The 20,029-nt window shown below is 72.3% G+C and carries 13 protein-coding genes; 5 read left to right on the top strand and 8 right to left on the bottom strand.

Annotated elements, in window-relative coordinates; all coding sequences use genetic code 11:
- Window positions 1-14 precede the first annotated feature (14 nt).
- The 6 genes from HNR23_RS17780 to mfd all read right to left on the bottom strand — a co-directional run bounded on the left by HNR23_RS17780 (window position 15) and on the right by mfd (window position 10,770).
- Window positions 15-1,625 (bottom strand): lipopolysaccharide biosynthesis protein, encoded by a 1,611-nt coding sequence (locus HNR23_RS17780; RefSeq protein ID WP_343070607.1) that lies wholly within the window; start codon window positions 1,623-1,625, stop codon window positions 15-17.
- Entirely contained in the window at window positions 1,622-2,467 is an 846-nt protein-coding gene (locus HNR23_RS17775) for a sulfotransferase family protein (protein ID WP_184080524.1), read from the bottom strand. The genes HNR23_RS17780 and HNR23_RS17775 overlap by 4 nt, the downstream gene beginning before the upstream one ends.
- Window positions 2,468-2,598: 131 nt before the next feature.
- On the bottom strand, window positions 2,599-3,846 hold the full coding sequence (locus HNR23_RS17770) for an aminoglycoside phosphotransferase/kinase family protein (protein ID WP_184076928.1): 1,248 nt from the start codon (window positions 3,844-3,846) through the stop codon (window positions 2,599-2,601).
- Window positions 3,843-5,258 carry a ligase gene (locus tag HNR23_RS17765; protein WP_246421791.1) on the bottom strand — a complete coding sequence of 472 codons (1,416 nt, stop codon included), beginning with the start codon at window positions 5,256-5,258 and terminating at the stop codon, window positions 3,843-3,845. Before HNR23_RS17765 ends, HNR23_RS17770 begins: the two co-directional genes overlap by 4 nt.
- Window positions 5,258-6,892, bottom strand: a complete 1,635-nt coding sequence (locus tag HNR23_RS17760; protein ID WP_184076925.1) for a Wzz/FepE/Etk N-terminal domain-containing protein — start codon at window positions 6,890-6,892, stop codon at window positions 5,258-5,260. The genes HNR23_RS17765 and HNR23_RS17760 overlap by 1 nt, the downstream gene beginning before the upstream one ends.
- Before the next feature lie 275 nt (window positions 6,893-7,167).
- Entirely contained in the window at window positions 7,168-10,770 is a 3,603-nt protein-coding gene (mfd, locus tag HNR23_RS17755) for a transcription-repair coupling factor (RefSeq protein WP_184076924.1), read from the bottom strand.
- Window positions 10,771-11,081: 311 nt separating this feature from the next.
- On the opposite strand from mfd, the gene cysC reads away from it, so the two are divergent.
- A complete protein-coding gene (gene cysC / locus HNR23_RS17750; RefSeq protein WP_394353785.1) occupies window positions 11,082-12,710 on the top strand; it encodes an adenylyl-sulfate kinase in 1,629 nt (542 codons plus the stop codon).
- A gap of 213 nt (window positions 12,711-12,923) precedes the next feature.
- On the top strand, window positions 12,924-13,601 hold the full coding sequence (locus tag HNR23_RS17745; RefSeq protein ID WP_246422268.1) for a MazG family protein: 678 nt from the start codon (window positions 12,924-12,926) through the stop codon (window positions 13,599-13,601).
- Here HNR23_RS17745 and HNR23_RS17740 read toward each other — a convergent pair.
- Window positions 13,549-15,126, bottom strand: coding sequence for an FtsW/RodA/SpoVE family cell cycle protein (locus HNR23_RS17740; RefSeq protein ID WP_184080514.1), 1,578 nt, complete (start codon window positions 15,124-15,126; stop codon window positions 13,549-13,551). The genes HNR23_RS17745 and HNR23_RS17740 overlap by 53 nt on opposite strands.
- A 403-nt stretch (window positions 15,127-15,529) precedes the next feature.
- Here HNR23_RS17740 and HNR23_RS17735 point away from each other — a divergent pair, with 403 nt between their 5' ends.
- Together HNR23_RS17735 and HNR23_RS17730 are read left to right on the top strand one after the other, a co-directional pair.
- Window positions 15,530-16,654 (top strand): amidase domain-containing protein, encoded by a 1,125-nt coding sequence (locus HNR23_RS17735; RefSeq protein ID WP_246422266.1) that lies wholly within the window; start codon window positions 15,530-15,532, stop codon window positions 16,652-16,654.
- A gap of 209 nt (window positions 16,655-16,863) precedes the next feature.
- Complete coding sequence (locus tag HNR23_RS17730; protein ID WP_184076920.1) at window positions 16,864-17,220, top strand: hypothetical protein; 357 nt, start codon at window positions 16,864-16,866, stop codon at window positions 17,218-17,220.
- A 625-nt stretch (window positions 17,221-17,845) separates the two neighbouring features.
- On the opposite strand, the gene HNR23_RS17725 is transcribed toward HNR23_RS17730, so the two are convergent.
- Window positions 17,846-19,117, bottom strand: a complete 1,272-nt coding sequence (locus HNR23_RS17725) for an FAD-dependent monooxygenase (RefSeq protein ID WP_184076918.1) — start codon at window positions 19,115-19,117, stop codon at window positions 17,846-17,848.
- A gap of 161 nt (window positions 19,118-19,278) precedes the next feature.
- Here HNR23_RS17725 and HNR23_RS17720 point away from each other — a divergent pair, with 161 nt between their 5' ends.
- Window positions 19,279-19,815 carry a TetR family transcriptional regulator gene (locus tag HNR23_RS17720; protein WP_184076916.1) on the top strand — a complete coding sequence of 179 codons (537 nt, stop codon included), beginning with the start codon at window positions 19,279-19,281 and terminating at the stop codon, window positions 19,813-19,815.
- Window positions 19,816-20,029: the final 214 nt, after the last annotated feature.

Below are 20,029 nucleotides of genomic sequence, written 5' to 3'. Positions count from 1 at the left end.
ATCATCACTTGCGGTCAGTGTTTCGTCGATTCGCGGGCGGGCTGCGCGGGGCGGCGCAGGAAAGCGGTGCCGAGCAGCTGCGGCTCCAGCACCCCGCGCAGCCGCCACAGCGTCGCGAGATAGCCGGCACCGCCCGCCGCCAGCGCCGCGGTCAGGGAGAGCCACCCCGTGCCCAGCATCGCGGCGCAGGCCAGGGGGACGGCCCCGAACCACACCAGGCAGACCCCCATGGCCAGCAGCCAGCGGCGGCTGAAGGGGTGCAGGCCGAGCGCGGCCGACAGCTGCACGAGCGGCAGCAGCTTGCGCGCGGCGATGGCCGCCAGCCACCCGAACGCCGCGCCCATCGCCCCGATCTGGCCGACCAGGGCCAGGCACAGCGCGACGTTGGCGGCCAGCGCGAGCAGGTTGTCGACGAGGTTCCAGGAGGTCCGCCCGGCCATGGTGAGCACCAGGTCACCCATGCCCAGAGCCGCCGCGGTGAGCTGGGCGGCGCAGATGACGACCAGCACGTCGGCCCCGCGGGTGTAGTCGTCGCCGAACAGCCCCATCACCAACGGGGCGTAGACGATCATCGGGAGGAACAGCGGCCAGGTCAGGCAGATCAGCCACACCGTGGCCGACTGGTAGAGGGTGTTGGCGCCCCGGCGGTCGTCGACGGCGAGCAGTTCGGCCAGCCGGGGCTGGGCGGCGAGCTGGATGGCCTGGGTGGCGAACTGCCCCACCGCGAAGAACCGGGTCGCGGCGGTGAACACCGCCGCCTCGACCGCCCCCTGCAGCGCCGCGACCAGCACGATGCCCAGGCGCTGGTTGCCGAGCTGGGCGATGCTCGCCACCGACCGGGGCAACGAGAACCCCCAGAACCCCCGCGCCGTCACCTCCTCCTCCGCCGATCTCGGAGACCGTACGGACGGAGGGGGCTCACGGCCGGTCCTCCCCCCGGTGTCCGCGCGATCGGCGGAGGGCGGGGTGCGGGCGTCGGCTCGGAGAATGCGGCGCAGCCAGAACCAGGCCACCGCGGCGGCGGGCAGGTACGGCCCGGCCCACGCGACCGTCAGCAGTCCCGCCGACCCGGTCAGCGCCACGCCTCCGATGAGGGCGAGCTGGGCCATCGGGCGACCCACCCGGTCCACCAGGGCCGTGGCGCGCATGTCGTGGAAGGCGCGCGTCGAGGCCAGGGCGGCGTCGGTGAACACCGCGAACGGCAGGAAGACCGCGAGGATCCGCACGTAGGCGACGGCGCCCGGCGCGCCGATCACCTCCGCGACCTGGCCCGCCAGCGCGAACATCGCGGCACCGGACGCCGCCGACACCGCGAGGACCGGGCCGAACGCCAGCCGCAGCACCCGTGGCGCCTGTCCGGCCGCGCCGAGGGTGCGCAGCCGCGCCACGAAGTACACGATGCCGTTGGACGTGCCGAGGTTCGCGACGGTCGCGACGATCAGGAACACCGAGGTGGCGGCGAAGAGGACCCCGGCGGTGTGCTGGTCGAAGCCGCGGGCCACGGCGATGACCAGCGCCAGGTTGAGCACGGCGCCGACCACCGCCCCGGCCATATTGACCGCGCCGCCGCGCGCGACCCGGCGAAGCAGCGGGTCGGCGGCCCGCACCGCCGGCCCCCGGCTCACGCCCGCCACGAGGGGGTGCGGCCCCACCAGGCCGCGAGCTGCTCGTCGGCCCGGGCGAAGTAGTCGGTGAGTCTCCGGCGCAGCGCCTCCGACATGTCGGCGCGCGGCCGGGCGTTGTGTCGGTCGAAGCGGATCCCGTCGGCGTGCGGGATCCCCAGGAAGCGCTCGACCTCGGCGAAGACCGGTTCCGGGGTGGCGAAGAAGTCCTCGCTCTCCATGACGTGCATGCGGTCGCGCCCCAGGTGCTCCTCCAGCCGCAGCAGCTGCAGGGCGTAGCGCCCCCGGGCCAGGTAGCCGTGGTGCTGGTGGGCGTGGGAGCGCGCACCGGGGTCGGCGCGCAGCCGCGCCTCCTCGCCGGCGAGCCGCTCCTCCTCCAGGTCCAGCGCCCGCTCGAACGCAGCGGTCTCGAAGCCGCGTGCCCGCTCGTGGCTGTGCGCGGAGTAAGCCCGCTCCACCGGGTCGCGGAGCAGCACGATGACCTTGACCCCGGGCAGGTCGCGGGCGATGCGCTCGGCGGCCAGGGGGTGGAACAGGTAGTAGGGGCTCGACTCGCCCACCTCGATGCGCGGCCGCCCGCCCCGTGCCCGCGTTGCGGCCCGCGTCGGGAAGTGGCCGCGGTACCAGCCCGCGCCGCGCCCGTAGGCGGTGTCGAAGTAGTGGACGCCCTTGCGGAGCACCGGGCCGGCCACCTGGGGGTGCTGAACCAGGGCTTTGAACAGCGATGTCGTCCCGCAGCGCTGGGCGCCGACGATGAGGAACGTGGGCAGTGCCCGGGCCGTCCGGGTGGCCTGGCCGAACACACCCCAGGTCGAGCGGACCGACCGCTTCACCGCGTCGGGCATGTGGCGGGTGGTCGATGAGATCACGGTCACGAGTACATTCCTTTACAGAGAGTAGTCAATGAAGGGCGGGCGGAAGCGCGGCCGCCGGCGGCGGGGCGGCCGGGGCGGGCGGCCCCGGCCCCCGGCTTCGACTAGCCGGCCGTTCGCGCCTCCCGGGCCTCCTGCCCCGCGCGTTCCCGCAGCTCGGCGAGGACCGGGAGCAGCCAGTCGCCCACCGCGGCCAGGCGGCCGCCGGCTTCCAGTTGCCGGTCGTGCAGGTAGCGCGTGGCCAGGTCGATCAGGTACAGCGCCATGACCGTGGGCACGGCATCCGAGCGCAGCCCGGCCCCGGCGATCAGCGGGTCGCGGAGCAGCCGCGCCCCGCTGTCCAGCCAGCGCCGCACGCCGGGGTGGACCCCGGATTGCACGCGCTCGTTCAGCTCGTAGTGGAGCGCGTCGAAGCCCAGCGGGGCGTCGAACGACAGCCGCTCCCAGTCCCACACGAACGCCCGGCGCGGGGTGCTCGCGACGTTCCACCGGGTCAGGTCGCCGTGCCAGGCGCCGAACGGGAGAGCCACGTCCGGCAGCCGCCGCAGGGCGTCGTGCAGGGCGGGTGCCTCGGCGCGGTCGCCGAGGGCGGCGATCCGGTGGGCCAGGGAGCGGTGGTAGGGGCTGGTGTGCAGCCGGATCTCGCGGACCGTCTCCAGATCGCAGATCTGCAGGACGCAGCGGAGCAGCTGGCGCCGGGTGGGCCGGTCGGTCTGGTCGCCGACGGGCAGCGCCTCCTGTACGAGCAGGGGGTGCCGGTTCCACTCTCCTGCGTGGATGAGCCGGGGAACGGTGATGTCGGGCAGCCGGGCGTCGGCGAGGCGGCGCAGCGCGTCGGTCTCGGCCCGGACCAGCCGCGAGGTCAGCTCGTTGACACCGAGCTTGGCGTAGCCGATGGTGCGCCCGGCCGGTGTGAGCAGGAGCAGCACCGGCTTGCGGTTGGCGCGCGGCGGGCCGAGGTGGATGGCGATGACGACGTCGCGGTCGAGCGCGGACGCCAGCGCATGCTCGATGGTCCGGCCCGGCCCGACGTGCAGCCGGTCGCGCAGCAGGAGTGGCGCCAGCCCGCTGGCGAACGCCGACGTCAGCAGTGCGGCGCGGACGCGCTGGGCGAAGGAGTGGCGCTGCGCGAATGCGGCGATGCCGCGGGCGGCCGCGTAGCGGTTGGTGACCGGGAGGATGACCCGGGGGTTGTGTGCGGAGGGGACCGGGAGGTACTCGCGAACCTCGGCCTCGCCGGGGGGCTCGGTTTCCTCCCGCTGCGGGGCCCTGTCCGCCCCGCGGCCGAGGAGGCCGCCGCACGGCCACAGCACCTCGGCCAGATCGGTCAGGTAGGTGGTCTCGCCGTTCATGCCGTATCACCCCCCACCGTCGCGGCAGGCACGGCGCCGGGTTCGGTGGCCCGCCGCCACAGCAGAGCGGTGGCGATCATGCAGACGGCCAGCGGCGCCGTTAGCGCGACATAAAAGAACATGTACCAGAAAAGTAACAAAATCGTCAGTAGTGCGCCCCCACCGACCAGGGACACATCACGCCGGTACCGCCACACCACGCGCGCGAAAAACCCCAGGAACAGGGCGGTGCCGACCCACCCGGTGCTGATCAGCAGCAGCCAGAACTGGCCGTTGTTCCCGATGGTCGGGTTGCCGCAGGCCGGGCACTCCGGTGACTTGCCGATGGCGATCGACTGCGAGCTGCCGGCCATGTCCCGGGTGGTGCCCCAGCCCAGCACGGGGGAGGCCGCGGCGGCCTCCCGCGCCGCGGCGCTCGTGGCCGCGCGGCCGCCGTCGCTGTGCGGATTGTCGGCGCGCTCGCGCAGTGTGGACATCAGCGGCGAGGCCACCACCGCGGCCAGCGCCGCGGCCACCAGCAGCACACACGCGCCCGCCGCCGCCACCCGGCCCCGCCGCGCCAGCACGACCACCGCGAACGCCACCGACAGCGCCAGGCCCGCCCACAGGGCGCGGTTGAGCGAGGTGACGACGGGGGCCACCGCGAGGGCCACGGCCACCGCACCGGTCCACCGCCGCCACCCCCGGCCGGCCCGCACCCACCCGATGACCAGCCAGATGAGCAGTAGCGACAGCATGTAGCCCCACGTGTTGGTGAACTCCCACGGGGCCTTCGGCCGGGCGCTCTCGTAGCCCAGGACGTTCATGATCTGCGCCGCCTCGGGGTGCACGAGTGCCCGCACGTACTCGTCGGCGGCGATCGGCCCGGGCAGCAGCAGCTCCATCGGCGAGGTGAACTCGAAGGCCGGGGCGAGCATGCCCAGCAGCCCACCCGCGACCGTCGCCAGACACAGCCAGCCCAGCGCGCGCGCCACCACGAGGTCGGGCAGCTCCCGCCGGGACAGGTTGCCCACATACAGCAGGATCACGGTCACCGACAGGTAGCTGATCACCCGGGCGAGCGCGCCGAGCAGGCCCCCGCTGTCGGCCAGGGTGCCCGGCGGCACCGCGCCGATGAGCGCGAGCCCGGCGACCGCCCACAGCAGGAAGAGCGCCCACAGCCCGAAACCGGGCGGCAGCCGCAGCCCCGGCCCGCGGTGGCGGCGGACCAGCTCGACGGCCATCGGGACGGCGAAGACCCAGAACGCGAAGTACCCGATGCCCAGCGCCCACCACAGGGGGAAACCGGCGAGCAGCCAGATCAGCGGCCACCCGGGGGCCAGTGCGCCGGGGCGCGGGCACACCTGCGCCTGCGCGGGGCCGGACGGGGGGCGGGGTGCGGTGCGCGCCGACGGCGCGCCGTCGGCCGCCATCAGTTCCGCAGGGAGGGTGCCGCGGAGGACCGGTCCTCGGCGGAGACGTCGCCCGGCGGCGTCTCCGCGGGCCGGTCCGGATCGCCCGCCGCCCCGGCGGGGCCCGGCGTGCGCCCGGCCGCCGCCGCGGCCGTGTCCTCCGCCCGTACGGTGACCAGGCCGGGTAGGTCGGCGTCGAGGGCGGCGAACACCCGCAGCGCCGCCGCGAGCTCGGCCGCTCCGGTGCGGCCGAGGTCGACGACGGGCAGCACGGTGTCGCACACCGCGGCCATGGCCTGCGCGTCGGCCCGCTCGGCCAGTGGCGCGGTCGCGACCACGACGCACTCCGCGTCGGTGCGCAGTGTCCGCAACAGGTGCGTCATCGACGCGCACTGCAGCAGGTCGACGGCGTCCCGCTCGCCGAAGCGCAGCACCCGCAGGCCGGGCAGGCGCCCGGGACGGTACTCCATGCGCCCCGGGTCGGCCCCGGCGGCCAGCGCCTCGGCCAGCCCCGGCCCGGTCGGCAGTTCCAGCAGCCCCTGCGCGGCGGTGCCGTCGGGGTCGGCGCAGACCAGCAGCACGTCGGTGTTCATACGGGCGAGCGCGGCGGCGAGGTTGGCGGCGACGAACATCGCCGACGGGCCGGTGGAGACTCCGGGGACCAGGACCAGGCGCCCGCCGACGGCCGACCGGGCGCCGAGGGTGAGGGCGAGGGAGTTGACGCGCTGGCCGCCGCGCCCGGCGGGCGGCAGCAGGCCGGAGAGCCCGGCGGGCGCCCCGCCGGGCAGGTCGTCGGCCAGGTCGAGCAGGACCGGGGTCGGTGTGCACCGCCGCACGTCGCGCGTGTGGTGAAGCCGCGGGTCACGGCGCTCACCGAGGTGGGCCAGGCTCAGGCCGGCCAGCAGCCCCAGCATCAGGCCTCCGGCCAGCCACACCGGGACGCGGGGAGCGGTGGCGGACTCGGGCGCGGAGGCGGGGCTGATGACCTGGCCGGGCTCCATCGAGTCCCGGAGCGAGCTCAGCGGCGTGATCTCGCCGTTCAGGTCGGAGATCTCGTCCTGCACCGACACGATCCGGCTCTCGGCACGGGCCCGGGTGGCGTCCTTTCCGCTGGTCGTGGCCGCTGCCAGGTCCTCCAGGGTTTCGTAGCGGTCCTCGGCCCTGGCACGCAGGGCGGCGAGGCGGCCGTCGATCCGGTCGGTCACCTCGTCGCGGCGGTGGGCGAGGTAGGCGTCGGCGAACGCCGCCGAGCCCGCGCGGGCCGCGGTGGGGGAGCCGGCGGAGTAGTCGATGTCCAGGACGCTGCTGTTCGGCGGGACGGTGACATCGACGCGTTCGCGCAGCCGCACCGGGTCCTCGTCGGTGCCGAGCAGCCGGGCGGCCGCGTCGGCCACCCGGATGGACCGCACGACCTGTGCCTCGGTGTCCAGGTTCACCTCGCCGTTGGTGCGCCCGATGCGCTCGCCCGTGAGCTCGGCCAGGCCGGTCGGGCGGACCTGCACCGACGTGGTCGCCGTGTAGGTCTTCGGAGCGAGCACGAGGGCGACGGCGGCGAGGACGAGGCCCGCGAGCGCGGCCGCGACCACAACCCGCCACCGACGGCGCAGCAAGGCCAGGTAATCGCTGAGCTCCGGTTCGGAAGCGGCGGTCTGCATGCGGGTACGAATCCTTTCGGCGGCTCCACATTGGGTAAATAAATATGTACCAACAGTAGTTGCCGGAGGTCCGCCGAACGGCGACGCACACGGGAGATTTCCGCATCGCCGCAAAGCTTTACGTTCTCCGGCGGCGCTCGAATCCGCCACCCCAGCACGCACCGGACACAGCCCCCGAAGCGCCCCGAAAACCGCGAAAAGGACCGCCCCGGAGCGAGGCGGTCCTCATCGGTGACCCGTTCCCACGACTTCCCATGGAACGGTGCCCCCATCGGTTAGGGCGCGGCGGCCGAACCCCGCGGCCTGTTCGGCTCGAAGACCGCGTTCACCAGCTCGGTGCACCACTGCAGGAGCTCCATGTCCCGCAGCGGTCGGCCGCCGATGCCACCCGCCTTGGGAACGGGGACCAGCAGCGTGTCGGCGGCCTCCTTGTAGACGGCCTTCGGGTACAGCCGCCGCAGCCGCAGCTGCTGGGACTCCCGCAGCGCCACCGGGCCGAACCGGATCTGGTTGCCCTGCAGCACCACGTCGGTCAGGCCCGCGCGGCGGGCCAGCACGCGGAAGCGGGCCACGCTCAGCAGGTTGTCCACCGGCTGCGGCGGGGCACCGAAGCGGTCGGTGAGCTCGTCGCGGGCCGCCGCGATGTCATCGTGGTCGGTGACGCCCGCGATGCGCTTGTAGGCCTGCAGCCGCAGCCGCTCGCCCGGCACGTAGTCGTGCGGGATGTGCGCGTCGATGGGCAGCTCGACCTTGGTCTCGGCCTCCACCTCCGCGGCCGGATCGCCCTTCAGCTCGCGCACGGCCTCCCCGACCATCCGCACGTACAGGTCGAACCCGACCCCGGCGATGCTGCCGGACTGCTCGGCGCCGAGGATGTTGCCGGCGCCGCGGATCTCCAGGTCCTTCATGGCCACGTACATGCCCGCACCCGTCTCGGTGTGCTGGGCGACCGTGGTCAGCCGCTCGTGCGCGGTCTCGGTCAGCGGCTTCTCCGGCGGATACAGGAAGTAGGCGTAGGCCCGCTCCCGGCCCCGGCCCACCCGGCCGCGCAGCTGGTGCAGCTGGGACAGGCCGTAGGTGTCGGCCCGGTCCACGATCAGCGTGTTGGCGTTGGGGACGTCGAGCCCCGACTCCACGATCGTGGTGGAGACCAGCACGTCGAAGTTCTTCTCCCAGAAGTCGACCATGACCTTTTCGAGCTGCTGCTCGTTCATCTGCCCATGCGCGTAGGCCACCCGCGCCTCGGGCACGAGTCTGCTCAGGGTCGCGGCCACCTTCTCGATCGACGCCACCCGGTTGTGCACGAAGAACACCTGGCCGTCGCGCATCAGCTCGCGGCGGACCGCGGCGGCGATCTGCTTCTCCTCATAGGGGCCGACGAACGTCAGCACCGGGTGCCGCTCCTCCGGCGGGGTGAGGATCGTGGTCATCTCCCGGATGCCGGTCAGCCCCATCTCCAGGGTCCGCGGGATCGGGGTCGCCGACATCGCGAGCACGTCGACCTGGGTGCGCAGCCGCTTGAGCGCCTCCTTGTGCTCCACGCCGAAGCGCTGCTCCTCGTCGATGATGATCAGGCCGAGGCTCTTGAACTTCGTCTCGTTGGACAGCAGCCGGTGCGTGCCGATGACGACGTCCACCTCGCCGGTGCGCAGCCCCTCGCGGGTCGCCTCCACCTCGGCGTCGCTCTGGAACCGCGACATCGGCTTCACCGTGACCGGGAAGGACGCGTAGCGCTCGGCGAACGTCGACAGGTGCTGCTGCACCAGCAGCGTGGTCGGCACCAGCACCGCCACCTGCTTGCCGTCCTGCACCGCCTTGAACGCCGCGCGCACCGCCACCTCGGTCTTGCCGTAGCCCACGTCGCCGCAGATCAGCCGGTCCATCGGGACCGGCTTGGCCATGTCGCGCTTGACCTCCTCGATCGCGGCCAGCTGGTCGGGCGTCTCCACATACGGGAAGGCGTCCTCCAGCTCCCGCTGCCACGGCGTGTCCGGGCCGAACGCGTGGCCGGGCGAGGCCTGCCGCGCCGAGTACAGCCGGATCAGGTCCCCGGCGATCTCCCGGACCACCTTGCGCGCCCGGTTCTTCGCCTTCGACCAGTCGGCGCCGCCCATCTTCGACAGCGTCGGCGACTCGCCGCCCACGTACCTCGTGACCTCGTCGAGCTGGTCGGTCGGGACGAACAGGCGGTCGCCGGGCTGGCCGCGCTTGGTCGCCGCGTACTCGATCACCAGGTACTCGCGCGTGGCGCCCTGGACGCTGCGGCTGACCATCTCGATGTAGCGGCCCACACCGTGCTGCTCGTGCACCACGTGGTCGCCCGGCTTGAGCTGCAGCGGGTCGACCGCTCCCCGGCGGCGGCTGGGCATCTTGCGCATGTCGCGGGTCGAGGACTTCTGCCCCACCAGGTCGGTCTCGGTCAGCACGACCAGGCGCACCGACTTCCACACGAACCCGTTGGCGAGCAGGCCCGTGGTGACCGTCGCGACCGCGGGGTCGGGCGGCGCGTCCACGCTCCCGCTCAGCCGGGCGCCCAGCCCGGCGTCCTTCAACATGTCGACCAGCCGCTCGGCCGGGCCGTGGCCCGGCGTCAGCAGCACCACCCGCCACTCATCGTGCAGCCACGACTTGACGTCGGCCAGCGCCCGCTCGGTGTCGCCGCGGTAGGCGTCCGCCGCGGCGGCGCCGATGACCACCGACTCCTCGGCATCCCCGGCCTCGGCCGGGTCATCGGACCCGAACGGGCTGACGGTCCACCACGGCAGCCCGCGCGCCGCGGCGTCGGAGCGCACCTCGGCGATGGGCCGGTAGGCGGAGGCGCCCAGGTCGATGGGGGCCTCGCCGCCGGAGGCCGCGTTGATCCACGACGCGTCCAGGAACTCCTTGCTGGTCGCCTCCAGCTCCACCGCCCGGGTGCGGATGCGCTCGGGGTCGCAGCCCACGATGTGGGTGCCCTCGGGCAGGTAGGAGAAGAGCGACTCCATCCGCTCGGCCAGCACCGGGGCGAACGCCTCCATGCCCTCCACCGAGATACCGTCGGCCAGCTTGTCCAGCACATCGGCCAGCGACGGGTGCGCCTCGGCCAGCGCCCGGGCGCGCTCCCGCACCTCCGGTGTCAGCAGCAGCTCGCGGCACGGCGGCGCGAACAGCCCCGCCGCACCGCCACCGTCGCCCTGCGCGGCCTGCTCACCGCCCATGGAGCGCTGGTCGGCGACCTGGAAGTAGCGGATCTCCTCGACCTCGTCGCCCCAGAACTCCAGGCGCAGCGGGTGCTCCTCGGTGGGCGGGAAGACGTCGAGGATGCCGCCGCGCACCGCGATGTCGCCGCGCTTCTCCACCAGGTCCACGCGGGAGTAGCCGGCGTCGACGAGCGAGCCCACCACCTCCTCCAGGGCGACCTGGTCGCCCGGGCGGATACGCACCGGGGTGAGGTCGCCCAGCCCGGCCACCAGCGGCTGCAGCACGCTGCGGACCGGGGCCACGACGACGCGCAGCGGCGCGGTCAGCGGGTCGGAGGCGTCAGGGTGCGCTAGACGGCGCAGCACGGCCAGGCGCTGGCCGACCGTGTCGGAGCGCGGGGAGAGCCGCTCGTGCGGCAGCGTCTCCCAGGCCGGGAAGAGCGCGACGGTGTTCTCGGGCAGCAGCGCCCCCAGCGCGTCGGTGAGGTCGGCCGCCTCCCGCTCGGTGGCGGTGACGGCGAGGACCGGGCGGCCCGCGCCGACCGGGGCGCCGGCCGCGAGCGCGGCCACCAGGAACGGGCGCAGAGCCGGGGGTGCGACAAGGTCGAGACGGGGGTCGTGACCGCTGCGGGCGGTCGCGATCGACGTTTTGAGCGCCGGGTCGTCGGCGACGACGGCGAGAAGTCCAGAGAGGCTCATATCACCAAAAGGGGCGTGTGACAGTGGGACCGATCAGTGCGGTGGACCGCAACGCGCACGGCTGCGCTCCCCGTTCGCTCACGAGACAGGGTTCCCCGGTGCCAAGAGTACGCGCCGCGCCGCACCGGCGGCGCCCGGAAGGTACCGGACTGGAGCGATGTGTCGGGCCGGGACTCCCGCCGCCGGACACGCGCGAGGAGATACATCGGAGATCACCACTGCCAACACCGCGGCGGGCCTGGGTGTTCCCCCGGGGGCGCGCCCGCCCCGCCGCACCCCCGCGGCATACGCTGGAGCACGACAGAGGATGGGTGACGGTCGGACGAGCGGAGGTCGGGTTGGACGCCAACCATCAGGGACAGGTCCCACAGGACACGGCACCGGTGTTCACGCCCGACCCGGTGACCCTGGCCCACCTGGAGCTGATCCTCAACGGCGCATACCCCCTGACCGGCTTCATGACCTCGGAGGAGTCCGCGTCCACGATCAAGCACGGCAGGCTGCCCGACGGCACCGCGTGGCCGGTTCCGGTCACCCTGCCGGTGCCCGACGAACTGGCCGGCGCCGAGCGGCTGGTCCTCGCCGACCCCGAGGGCGCCCCGCTGGCCGAGCTGCGGGTCGGCCAGCACTGGTGGTCCGACCACCGCGACCACGAGTACGGCCACCGGCTGGCCGGCGAGGTGCGCTTCGCCCGCCCGCCCATGTACGGAGTCCTGCGCCACCTGCGCCTGGCCCCCACCGAGATCCGCGGCCAGCGCGACATCGGCGGTTTCGCCGACCGCCCGCTTCTGGCCGTGCTGGCCGAGCGCCCGCTGCACCACCGCTCCCTGCACCAGATCCGCGCCGCGGCCGAAGAGATCGGCGGGGACGGTCGCGCCGAGGTGCTGGTCCTCATCGACACCCCGCTCGACGACGAGGGCCTGACCCCGGCGATCCTCGCCGCCGAGCCGCTGCTGCCGCCGCGCACCCGATTCGTCGTGACCACGCTGCCCACCTCCGGCCGCAGGGACGGCCACCCGCTGCCTGCGGGCCGCCACGACCTGCTGGCCGCGCACGTCGCCCGCGCCTACGGCGCCACCCACCTACTCATCGACCGCGCCCCGGGCGATCCCGCCGCCACGTGCGAAGAACACGGTCACGCCCCCATCCCGATCCTCCCGGCCGCGGAATGGCGCTACGACACCCGCGAGGAACTGTGGCGCCGCGCCGACCAGGTCCCCGACGACCGCGCCGAGACCGAGCCGGGCGACGCCGAGGTCGAGGAAATGCTCGCGCTCGGCCGGGAACTGCCCTCCTGGTTCACCCCCGCCCGCGTCGCCACCGAACTGCACCGGCTGTGCCCCGCCCGGACCCGGCGCGGCCTCACCGTCTTCCTCACCGGCCTGTCGGGGTCGGGCAAGTCCACCATCGCCCGCGGCGTGGCCGAGGGGGTGCGCCGTGCCGGGCGCACCGTGACCCTGCTCGACGGCGACGTGGTCCGGCGCCTGCTGTCGTCCGGGCTCACCTTCTCCCGCGCCGACCGCGACCTCAACATCCGCCGCATCGGCTACGTCGCCGCCGAGATCACCCGGCACGGCGGCGTGGCCGTCTGCGCCCCGATCGCCCCGTATGCCGCCACCCGCGCCCAGGTGCGCGCCATGGTGGAGGAGAACGGCGACTTCTTCCTCGTGCACGTCGCCACCCCGCTGGAGGTATGCGAGGAGCGCGACCGCAAGGGCCTGTACGCCAAGGCGCGCGCGGGGGAGATCCCGGAGTTCACCGGCATATCCGACCCGTACGAGGAGCCGACCGACGCCGACCTGGTGGTCGACACCCGGGACGCCGCAGAGGGGGAGTCGGTCGCCGAGGTCCTCTCCGCGCTGCGCGCCGGAGGCTGGCTGCCGGACCACCACGACCACCGCAACCACCCCAGTCACGTCGAGCACCATGACCACCGCTGACCCCGGTCGCCCGACCGCACAGCCGCGCGTCGGCCCCGCCGACGCACACCACCACAGCGCCGAGACAAGAACACCATCCCCATGAGCAACCACCCCGCCGCAGACGACGCCGCCCACGGCCCCGCCCCGCAGCTACCGGAGAAGCAGGACACCGGGGGCGGAGACGGGACGCCGCCCGTCCCCGGCCACCGCCTGCTCGCCCTGGTCGAGGTCATGGACACGCTGCGGCGCCAGTGCCCCTGGGACGCCCGCCAGACGCATGAGTCGCTGGCCAAGTACCTGCTCCAGGAGGCCTACGAGACGCTGGAGACCATCGAGGCGGGCGACTACGCCACGCTGCGCGAGGAACTCGGCGACGTGCTGCTGCAGGTCCTCTTCCACGCCCGGATCGCGCAGGAGCGCGGGGCGGACGGCTGGACGGTCGACGACGTCGCCGACGCCATCATCGACAAGCTCACCCGCCGCCACCCGCACGTGTTCGGCGGCGTCGCCGTCGAGGGCGTGGACGACGTGCGCGCCAACTGGGAGACCATCAAGGCCGCCGAGCGCGCCCGGAAGGGCGACGCCGAGGCCTCCATCCTGGAGGGCGTGCCCTTCGGCCAGCCGGCCGCGCTGCTCGCCTACGAGCTGCAGAAGCGGGCGGTGCGCAACGGGCTGCCCGACGACCTCATCACCGACGACGGGGGAGCGGGCGGCGGCCTGTTCGCCGGGGTCGACGCGGAGCGGCGGCGCGACGCCGACCCGGAGATCGACCTGCGCGCCGCGGCCCGCCGGTTCGACCGGCGGGTGCGCGCGGCCGAGGCCAAGGCGCGCGCCGACGGCCGCGACCCGCGCGCGCTCACCCCTGAGCAGTGGCGCGCCTACTGGGGGACGGATCGCCCTCGCGATTGACGCCGGCCTCCTCGTCACGCTGCGAGGCGTCCGCACCCTGCGAAGTGCCCGCTCCTCGTGGAGCGCCCACACCACCCCCGGGAAGCCGGATCACCTCGGTCACGTCTTCACCCCGCGCCTGCTCCTGCGGCGCGGGCGAGGGGCGGCGGGCGGAGTCGCTCATGCGCAGCCACAGCCCGATCATGATCCAGCTGGACACCAGCGACGACCCGCCGGCCGCCAGGAAGGGCGTGGTCATGCCGGTCAGCGGGATGAGCCGGGTGACCCCGCCCAGCACCACGAAGACCTGGAAGCCGAGTAGGAACGCGAAGCCGGTGGCCATCAGCTTCACGAAGATCTCGCGGGAGGCGATCGCGGTCCGAAACCCCCGCTCGGCGAGCAGCAGGAGCAGCACCAGCACCGCCATGAGTCCGGTGAGCCCGAGCTTCTCCCCGATCGAGACGAGGATCAGGTCGCTGTCGGCGGCGAAGATGTCGGCGGCCCGCCCGTCGGCGAACCCGGTACCGAACAGCCCGCCGTCCGCCAGTGCGAACAGCCCCTCGACGAGCTGGTAGCTGCCGCCGGCGGAGCGGTAGAGCTCCGGGTCGAACGGGTCCAGCCAGATGAGGACGCGCTGGCGCACGTGCACGAACATCGCCCAGGCGATCGTGGCCCCGGCGGAGAACATCAGCAGCCCGATGCCGACCCAGGACTTGCGGCCGGTCGCGGTGTACAGGATCGCCAGGAAGACGCCGAACAGCAGCAGCGAGGCGCCGAGGTCCTTGGTGCCGACCAGCAGCAGGATGGCGAAGCCCCACGCGACCGTCATCGGCCCCAGGTCGCGCATGCGGGGGAGGCTGAAGACCTTCACACCGCGCACCCGCAGCTGCCGGGCGGCCGTCGACAGCACCTCGCGCTTCATCCCCAGGTAGGCGGCGAGGAAGACGACCAGCAGGATCTTGGCGAACTCCGATGGCTGGACGGTGAACCCACGGACGCCGATCCACCGGTGGGCGCCGTAGGCGTCGATGCCGATGATCGGCAGCATCGGCAGGGCCAGCAGCACCAGCCCGGTGACGGCCAGCAGGTAGGGGTAGCGCTGCAGCCGCCGCGGCTCCCGCAGGAGGAGGAGCACACCCAGACACCCCGCGACCCCGAGTACCGCCCACATGAGCTGCTTCCCGGCCGCGAACTCCACGAGCCCCTCGGTGCGGTGCAGCCCCCAGATGACGGTCAGTCCCACGGCGTTCAGCACGGCCGCCAACGGCAGCATCAGCGGGTCGGCCCACGGCGCCAGCCGCCGCAGCGCGACGTGCAGGACCAGCACAGCCCCGCCGAATGCACCGACGAACAGCGCCAGGTCATCGGGCACCCGTCCGTCGATCTCCCACCCGGCCAGACACAGCCCGCCCGCCAGGACCGCCACGGCCACGAGCAGCAGCGCCAACTCGACGTTGCGCCGCTTCGGCCGCTCCGCGTGTCCTGTGGATTGGGGTGTCACCGCACCGCCTCGCCTCACCGTCCGAGGTCCGTGCCCGCCGTCCATGGACGGGTGCTCTGTCATGCGAGGGGGCTTTTGTCGGGGTTGCGAATGTCGTCGGTCGATAGTGACCCAGAAGAGAACTATAGGCGCCCGCCCTCGGTGTCCCCGACAGCGAGCCCGGGAAACCCACCCCTCACGGCGCTGCCGCACACGTAGGCCCATCGCCACCGCGAGTACACACCCTCCCCCCTCGAACACCCGGAGCCACGGCGACCCAAGCTCGGTATCGATGAGCCCGTCTCTATCGCCGTGGTCCCAGCAAACGGTTCCCTCCCCGACCGAAGCTGGCCGAAATCCGCTCTGAAGGCGCTTGCGTTGGTAGGTTCCTCCCGACTTTCCCCGTTCACCCCCTTGCGCACTGCGCGCAAACCCCCCAACGCAATCCCCCAAGGAGATCGGCGTGTCCATGGATCGCCGCACCTTCTTCGTGGCGACCGGGCTGGGCGCGACGGCCGTCACCCTGCTGCCTGCGGGAACCGCGTCTGCGACGGTCGGGATGTCACCTGAGGAGGAAGGGCTTCTTCTCAGACAGGCCCGCGACTACCTCGCCCTTCGCGCCGATCAGCTCACGAACGCGCCCTCGCTGTTCACCCGGCTCTCTGACGGCCTCCAGATCGATCGGGAGTCGGAGGCGCGGATCCACGACGACATCGAGGTCATCAAGGCCACTCGGGAGGATCACCGTTCCGTTGACGGTGGCAATGCGTCCACCGACATCTCCGTGTCCCTCGTGGAGGTCAGAATCGACGGCGATCGATTGGTGGCTACCGTCGAAGAGAACACCAAGCTGTATTACCAGAATCCGGAGCCGGACGAACCCGAATGCGAGGAGTACTGGCTACGCCATGACTTCACATTCCTGCAGGGGCCATCGGGCTGGGTGATGCTTGAGTCGATGCCGGAGTTCGCCGGTGGGGCGCTGCTGCCGAGCACACAGGCGATGATCGACACCGGTGCGGCTCCAGCCGAGCCGGAGGTGGTCGCCGAGGCTGAGGCTCCTCTGCCCGAAGTCGCACCGGAGCTGGAGAACGGGGTCGGGCCGAAAGGGTTGAGTAAGGCCAACAAGAAGAAGGTCGTCAACTACGCCCAGAAATACGTTCGAAAATACAACAAGAGCTACAGGTCATACAAGGCGGACTGCACGAACTTCGTATCCCAGGCAATGCGCGCTGGAGGGTGGAAGTACAAGGGGTCGGGAGTAGGTGCCCGCAGGTGGAACCACGTCTGGTATTACGGTCCGGCAGCGAAAGCCACAAGCTATACGTGGGCTGGAGCCGAGAACTGGGGCACCTTCGCGCGGATCAAGTCCAAGCGGACCCGGAAGATCAAGATGTCCTCGCTGGCTCCAGGGGACATCTTGCAGGCAGCCTGGAAGAAGGGGAACCCCAAGGACCACTCGATGATCGTCGTCAAGACCGGTAAGCGCAGCGAGAAGTATCTCAACTATCACACCCCCAGCACCAAGGAGAAGAAGCTTAGCCGTGTCAAGAAGGAAAGTCCGGGGGCTGATTGGTATCCCCACCGCACCTAACCTGAGGTCCTTCCCTCTCGGTGGCTCCTTCGCCTCTCATATCCTCCGATCTGGTTTCGGGAAGACGCAGAATGACTCTTAGGAAAATCGGCCTCTTGGCCGCACCGATGGTGTTCCTGGTTGCAACGTCGTGTTCGCTCTCTTCGGGAGGCGCCACGAAGCCTGTGGAGGCTGCGGAGTCTTATATTCGGGCGGTCAATGCTAAGGACGTGGACGCCATCCTGGCCCTGGGTGAACCCGGCTCCGAACGAGAGCGGGCGGAGCTTGCCCTAGAGCGGGACGGGGGCGGAGAGTTCGATGTGGCGGGAACGTGGGCGAAGCAGAACTTCCACAGCACCTGCAGTGTTCGCTTCGACGGGGAGCGGGACGGCGCTGAGAAGACGCTCTACGTGATGGTCTATGAGGACGAAGGGCGCTGGTACGTCGTCCTGCCCTTCGGAGACGACGGTCCGGGGATGTGGAGCGACGAGGAGATGCTGGAGGAGTTCGGTTACGAGAGCTGGGACGACGTCATCACCGAGCCGGGCGACGAGTGGGAGAAGGACGGTGCGCCCTGTCCTGAGTGACAGCGGCTCGGAACACAGGTCCGCTGGGCGGCCTTCTCCGCGGTCGTGGTGCGGGATGTTCGGTGGGAAAAGCGGCGCCGACGGCCGAGGGGGCCTGGGGCGACCGATGGCCCCGCGGGTGGGCGGGTGGCCGGGCCGGCGGTGGGGTCGGCCGCACTCCACGTCCGGCCCCGGCCCCGTACCGGGGGCAGTGACGCGGACGAAGGGGGAGGGCACCCCTGCCGCCGCCGGTCGGAGTCCGGTCCGGCACTGATCGGTGCCCTGTCTCCGTTGATCTCGGAGATATTGGGGCAACAATCGCCGCTGAGACCCCGATATCTCCGAGATCAACGGAGGAGGGGGTGGGGAAGCGCTTTCCGGTGGTCTTTCGGACCCGCGGGCGGTTGGGGGCGCCCCTCCCGTCCTCCTCGCCGCTGCCCTTCGGTACGGGGCCGGGCTGGAGCGAAGGCCCCCGCCGACGCCGGCCATCCGCCTACCCGGGCGGCGACCGCCGCCCCCAGGCTCCTGCCGCCGTCGGCGCCGCTTCCTCCACCGAACATCCCGCACGTTCCCGCAGGCAGGGCCGCCCGGCAGGCCCCTTTCTCTCGGGCCTTCTTCGCTGGGCCGATGTGCCTCCGCACGTCCGTCATTCGTCGTTCACCGGATAGTCGGGGAGGGCCATCCCGTTGGAGGCGCGGTCGATGTCCTGGCCGAGCCCGGTGAGTCCGGGCAGGTAGTTCGTGAGGCGGAAGGCCTGGTCACGCAGCCGGATACCGGTGGGGGTGGCGGGGATGAGGACGCGTGACCCCTTGGCGGCGATGGCCTGGTTCGCGTGGACATACCGCCGCATCAGGGACTCGTAGCGGCGGAACGCCGCGGTGTGGTCGCCGTCGGCCGCCGCGAGTTCACCGGCCAGCACGTAGGCGCCCACCGATCCGACGCTCGTCCCCTGGCCCGACATCGGCGAGGGGCAGTAGGCGGCGTCCCCGACGAGCGCGATGCGTCCCCGCGACCAGCGGTCCATGTGGATCTGGCTGACCGAGTCGAAGTAGAAGTCGTCGGCGTCCCGCATCGCCCGCAGTAGCCGGGGCGCCTCCCAGCCCTCCCGTGCGAACACCGCCGAGACGATCCGCTGCTGGGCCGCGACGTCGCGGTGGTCGACGGGCACCTCGCGGCGGGTGGTGAAGACGAACATGGCCTTGGCCACCGGGTTGGTTCCCGGGTCGTTCTCCTCGCCGGGCCGCGGCGGTTCGATCCGGCCGGTGTGCGGTGCCGAGCAGTGCAGGGCGGTGAGCCGGTGGGGGGTGTTGTACAGGCGCACCTCCCGGTCCAGGCCCAGGTCGTTGGGAACGCTGAAGATCGAGACGTAGCGCCCGAGGTAGCGGCGGAAGTTCCCCTCCGGCCCGAAGGCGAGCCGCCGCACGTTGGAGTGCAGCCCGTCGGCGCCCACCACCAGGCCGAAGGTGCGCGGCGCGGAGTTCTCGAAGGTCACCCGCACGCCGTCGGTGGTCTCCTCCATCGCGGTGATGGAGTCGTCGAACACGTACTCCGCCCCGTCCTCGGTCGCCTGGTGGAAGATCCGGCTCAGGTGGCCGCGCATCAGCTCGACGTTGGACGCCGAGGGGCCGCTGCCGAAGACCGAGATGTCGACCTCGGCGCTGCGGCGCCCGTCCCGTCCGATGGTGGACAGCGTGCGCGTCTGCGTGCCGGCCCGGCGCACCGCGGGGAGCAGGCCCATCCTCTCCACCACGTCGACGGCGATCCCGCAGACGTCGACCGCGTACCCGCCGTCGCGGAGGCGCGGCGCGCGTTCGACGACGGTCGGGGTGAACCCGTGGGCGCGCAGCCAGTACGCCAGCGCGGGTCCGGCGATGCTCGCCCCGGAGATGAGGACACTGCGGCCGGTGGTCGTGGGCATGGGGTCCGCCTTTCGCCCGGTGGGACCGTTCGTCTTCGACGGTAGTCGAGTCACTTGCCGGTCGGCAAGTAAGTTTCCGGTCGGCGGATGATCACCGGGATAGACTCGCCCCGCGCGCCACCCGGCCGCACACCACCTGCGACCCGCGAGGAGGCATCGGCGTGGCACGTCGGCAGATCGACACCAGAGCGGAGATCCGCGCCGTCGCGCTGCAGCTCTTCGCCGAGCAGGGTTTCGAGAAGACGAGCCTGCGCGAGATCGCCGAGCGCCTCGGCATCACCAAGGCGGCGCTCTACTACCACTTCCCGTCCAAGTCCGACCTGCTGAGCGACGTCGTCGCGCCGCTGCTCACCGACGTCCCGGCGATGCTGGACGCGGCGGAGCGCGCGGGCGAGTCCGACCCGCGCCGGATCCTGGAGGGCTACTTCGACGTCATCGCGCGCCACCGCGTCGTGTTCATGGCCATGCTCAGCGACATCGGCGCGCTGGCCCGGCTCGACGTCCTGCCGGCCGTCTTCGGCTGGCGCGACCGGCTCCAGACCCTCCTCGTCGGGCCGGACGCGTCCGCGGCCGACGCCGCCCGCGTCACGGTCGCCGTCGGCGGGCTGCAGGACGCGGCGGTGATGATGGGGGGTGGACCGGCCGCTGAGGTCCGCGCCGCCGCCGTCGATGCCGCCTACCGCGCATTGCGGACGTGACCAGGGATGATGGTCGATGGAGCGTGGTCCGGCGCATCTCACCCATGCGGACTAGACCAATTTCCCGGAGTGGGGGCGGCGATGCCCTACCCGGCTCGATAGGCTCGTACTCGGCTCGTGTGGATCGCGTCGGTGCTGGGAGGGCCGGGAAGCTCTGGGGTGGGGTCCATGCCTGATCGGGCGCGGGCGCGAGCCGCTGAACAGTCGCTATCGA

The sequence above is a fragment of the Nocardiopsis mwathae genome, from assembly GCF_014201195.1.
Taxonomy (GTDB): Bacteria; Actinomycetota; Actinomycetes; order Streptosporangiales; family Streptosporangiaceae; genus Nocardiopsis_C; species Nocardiopsis_C mwathae.
Note: the sequence above shows the minus strand (reverse complement) of the source record. Positions and strands in the feature narration are given on the sequence as shown.

Bases quoted from the DNA above. Each gene is read 5' to 3' on its own strand.
- HNR23_RS17775 (WP_184080524.1), bottom strand. From the start codon at position 2,467: ATGCCCGACGCGGTGAAGCGGTCGGTCCGCTCGACCTGGGGTGTGTTC.
- HNR23_RS17770 (WP_184076928.1), bottom strand. From the start codon at position 3,846: ATGAACGGCGAGACCACCTACCTGACCGATCTGGCCGAGGTGCTGTGG.
- HNR23_RS17765 (WP_246421791.1), bottom strand. From the start codon at position 5,258: ATGGCGGCCGACGGCGCGCCGTCGGCGCGCACCGCACCCCGCCCCCCG.
- HNR23_RS17760 (WP_184076925.1), bottom strand. From the start codon at position 6,892: ATGCAGACCGCCGCTTCCGAACCGGAGCTCAGCGATTACCTGGCCTTG.
- mfd (WP_184076924.1), bottom strand. From the start codon at position 10,770: ATGAGCCTCTCTGGACTTCTCGCCGTCGTCGCCGACGACCCGGCGCTC.
- HNR23_RS17745 (WP_246422268.1), top strand. From the start codon at position 12,924: ATGGACACGCTGCGGCGCCAGTGCCCCTGGGACGCCCGCCAGACGCAT.
- HNR23_RS17740 (WP_184080514.1), bottom strand. From the start codon at position 15,126: ATGGACGGCGGGCACGGACCTCGGACGGTGAGGCGAGGCGGTGCGGTG.
- HNR23_RS17735 (WP_246422266.1), top strand. From the start codon at position 15,530: ATGGATCGCCGCACCTTCTTCGTGGCGACCGGGCTGGGCGCGACGGCC.
- HNR23_RS17725 (WP_184076918.1), bottom strand. From the start codon at position 19,117: ATGCCCACGACCACCGGCCGCAGTGTCCTCATCTCCGGGGCGAGCATC.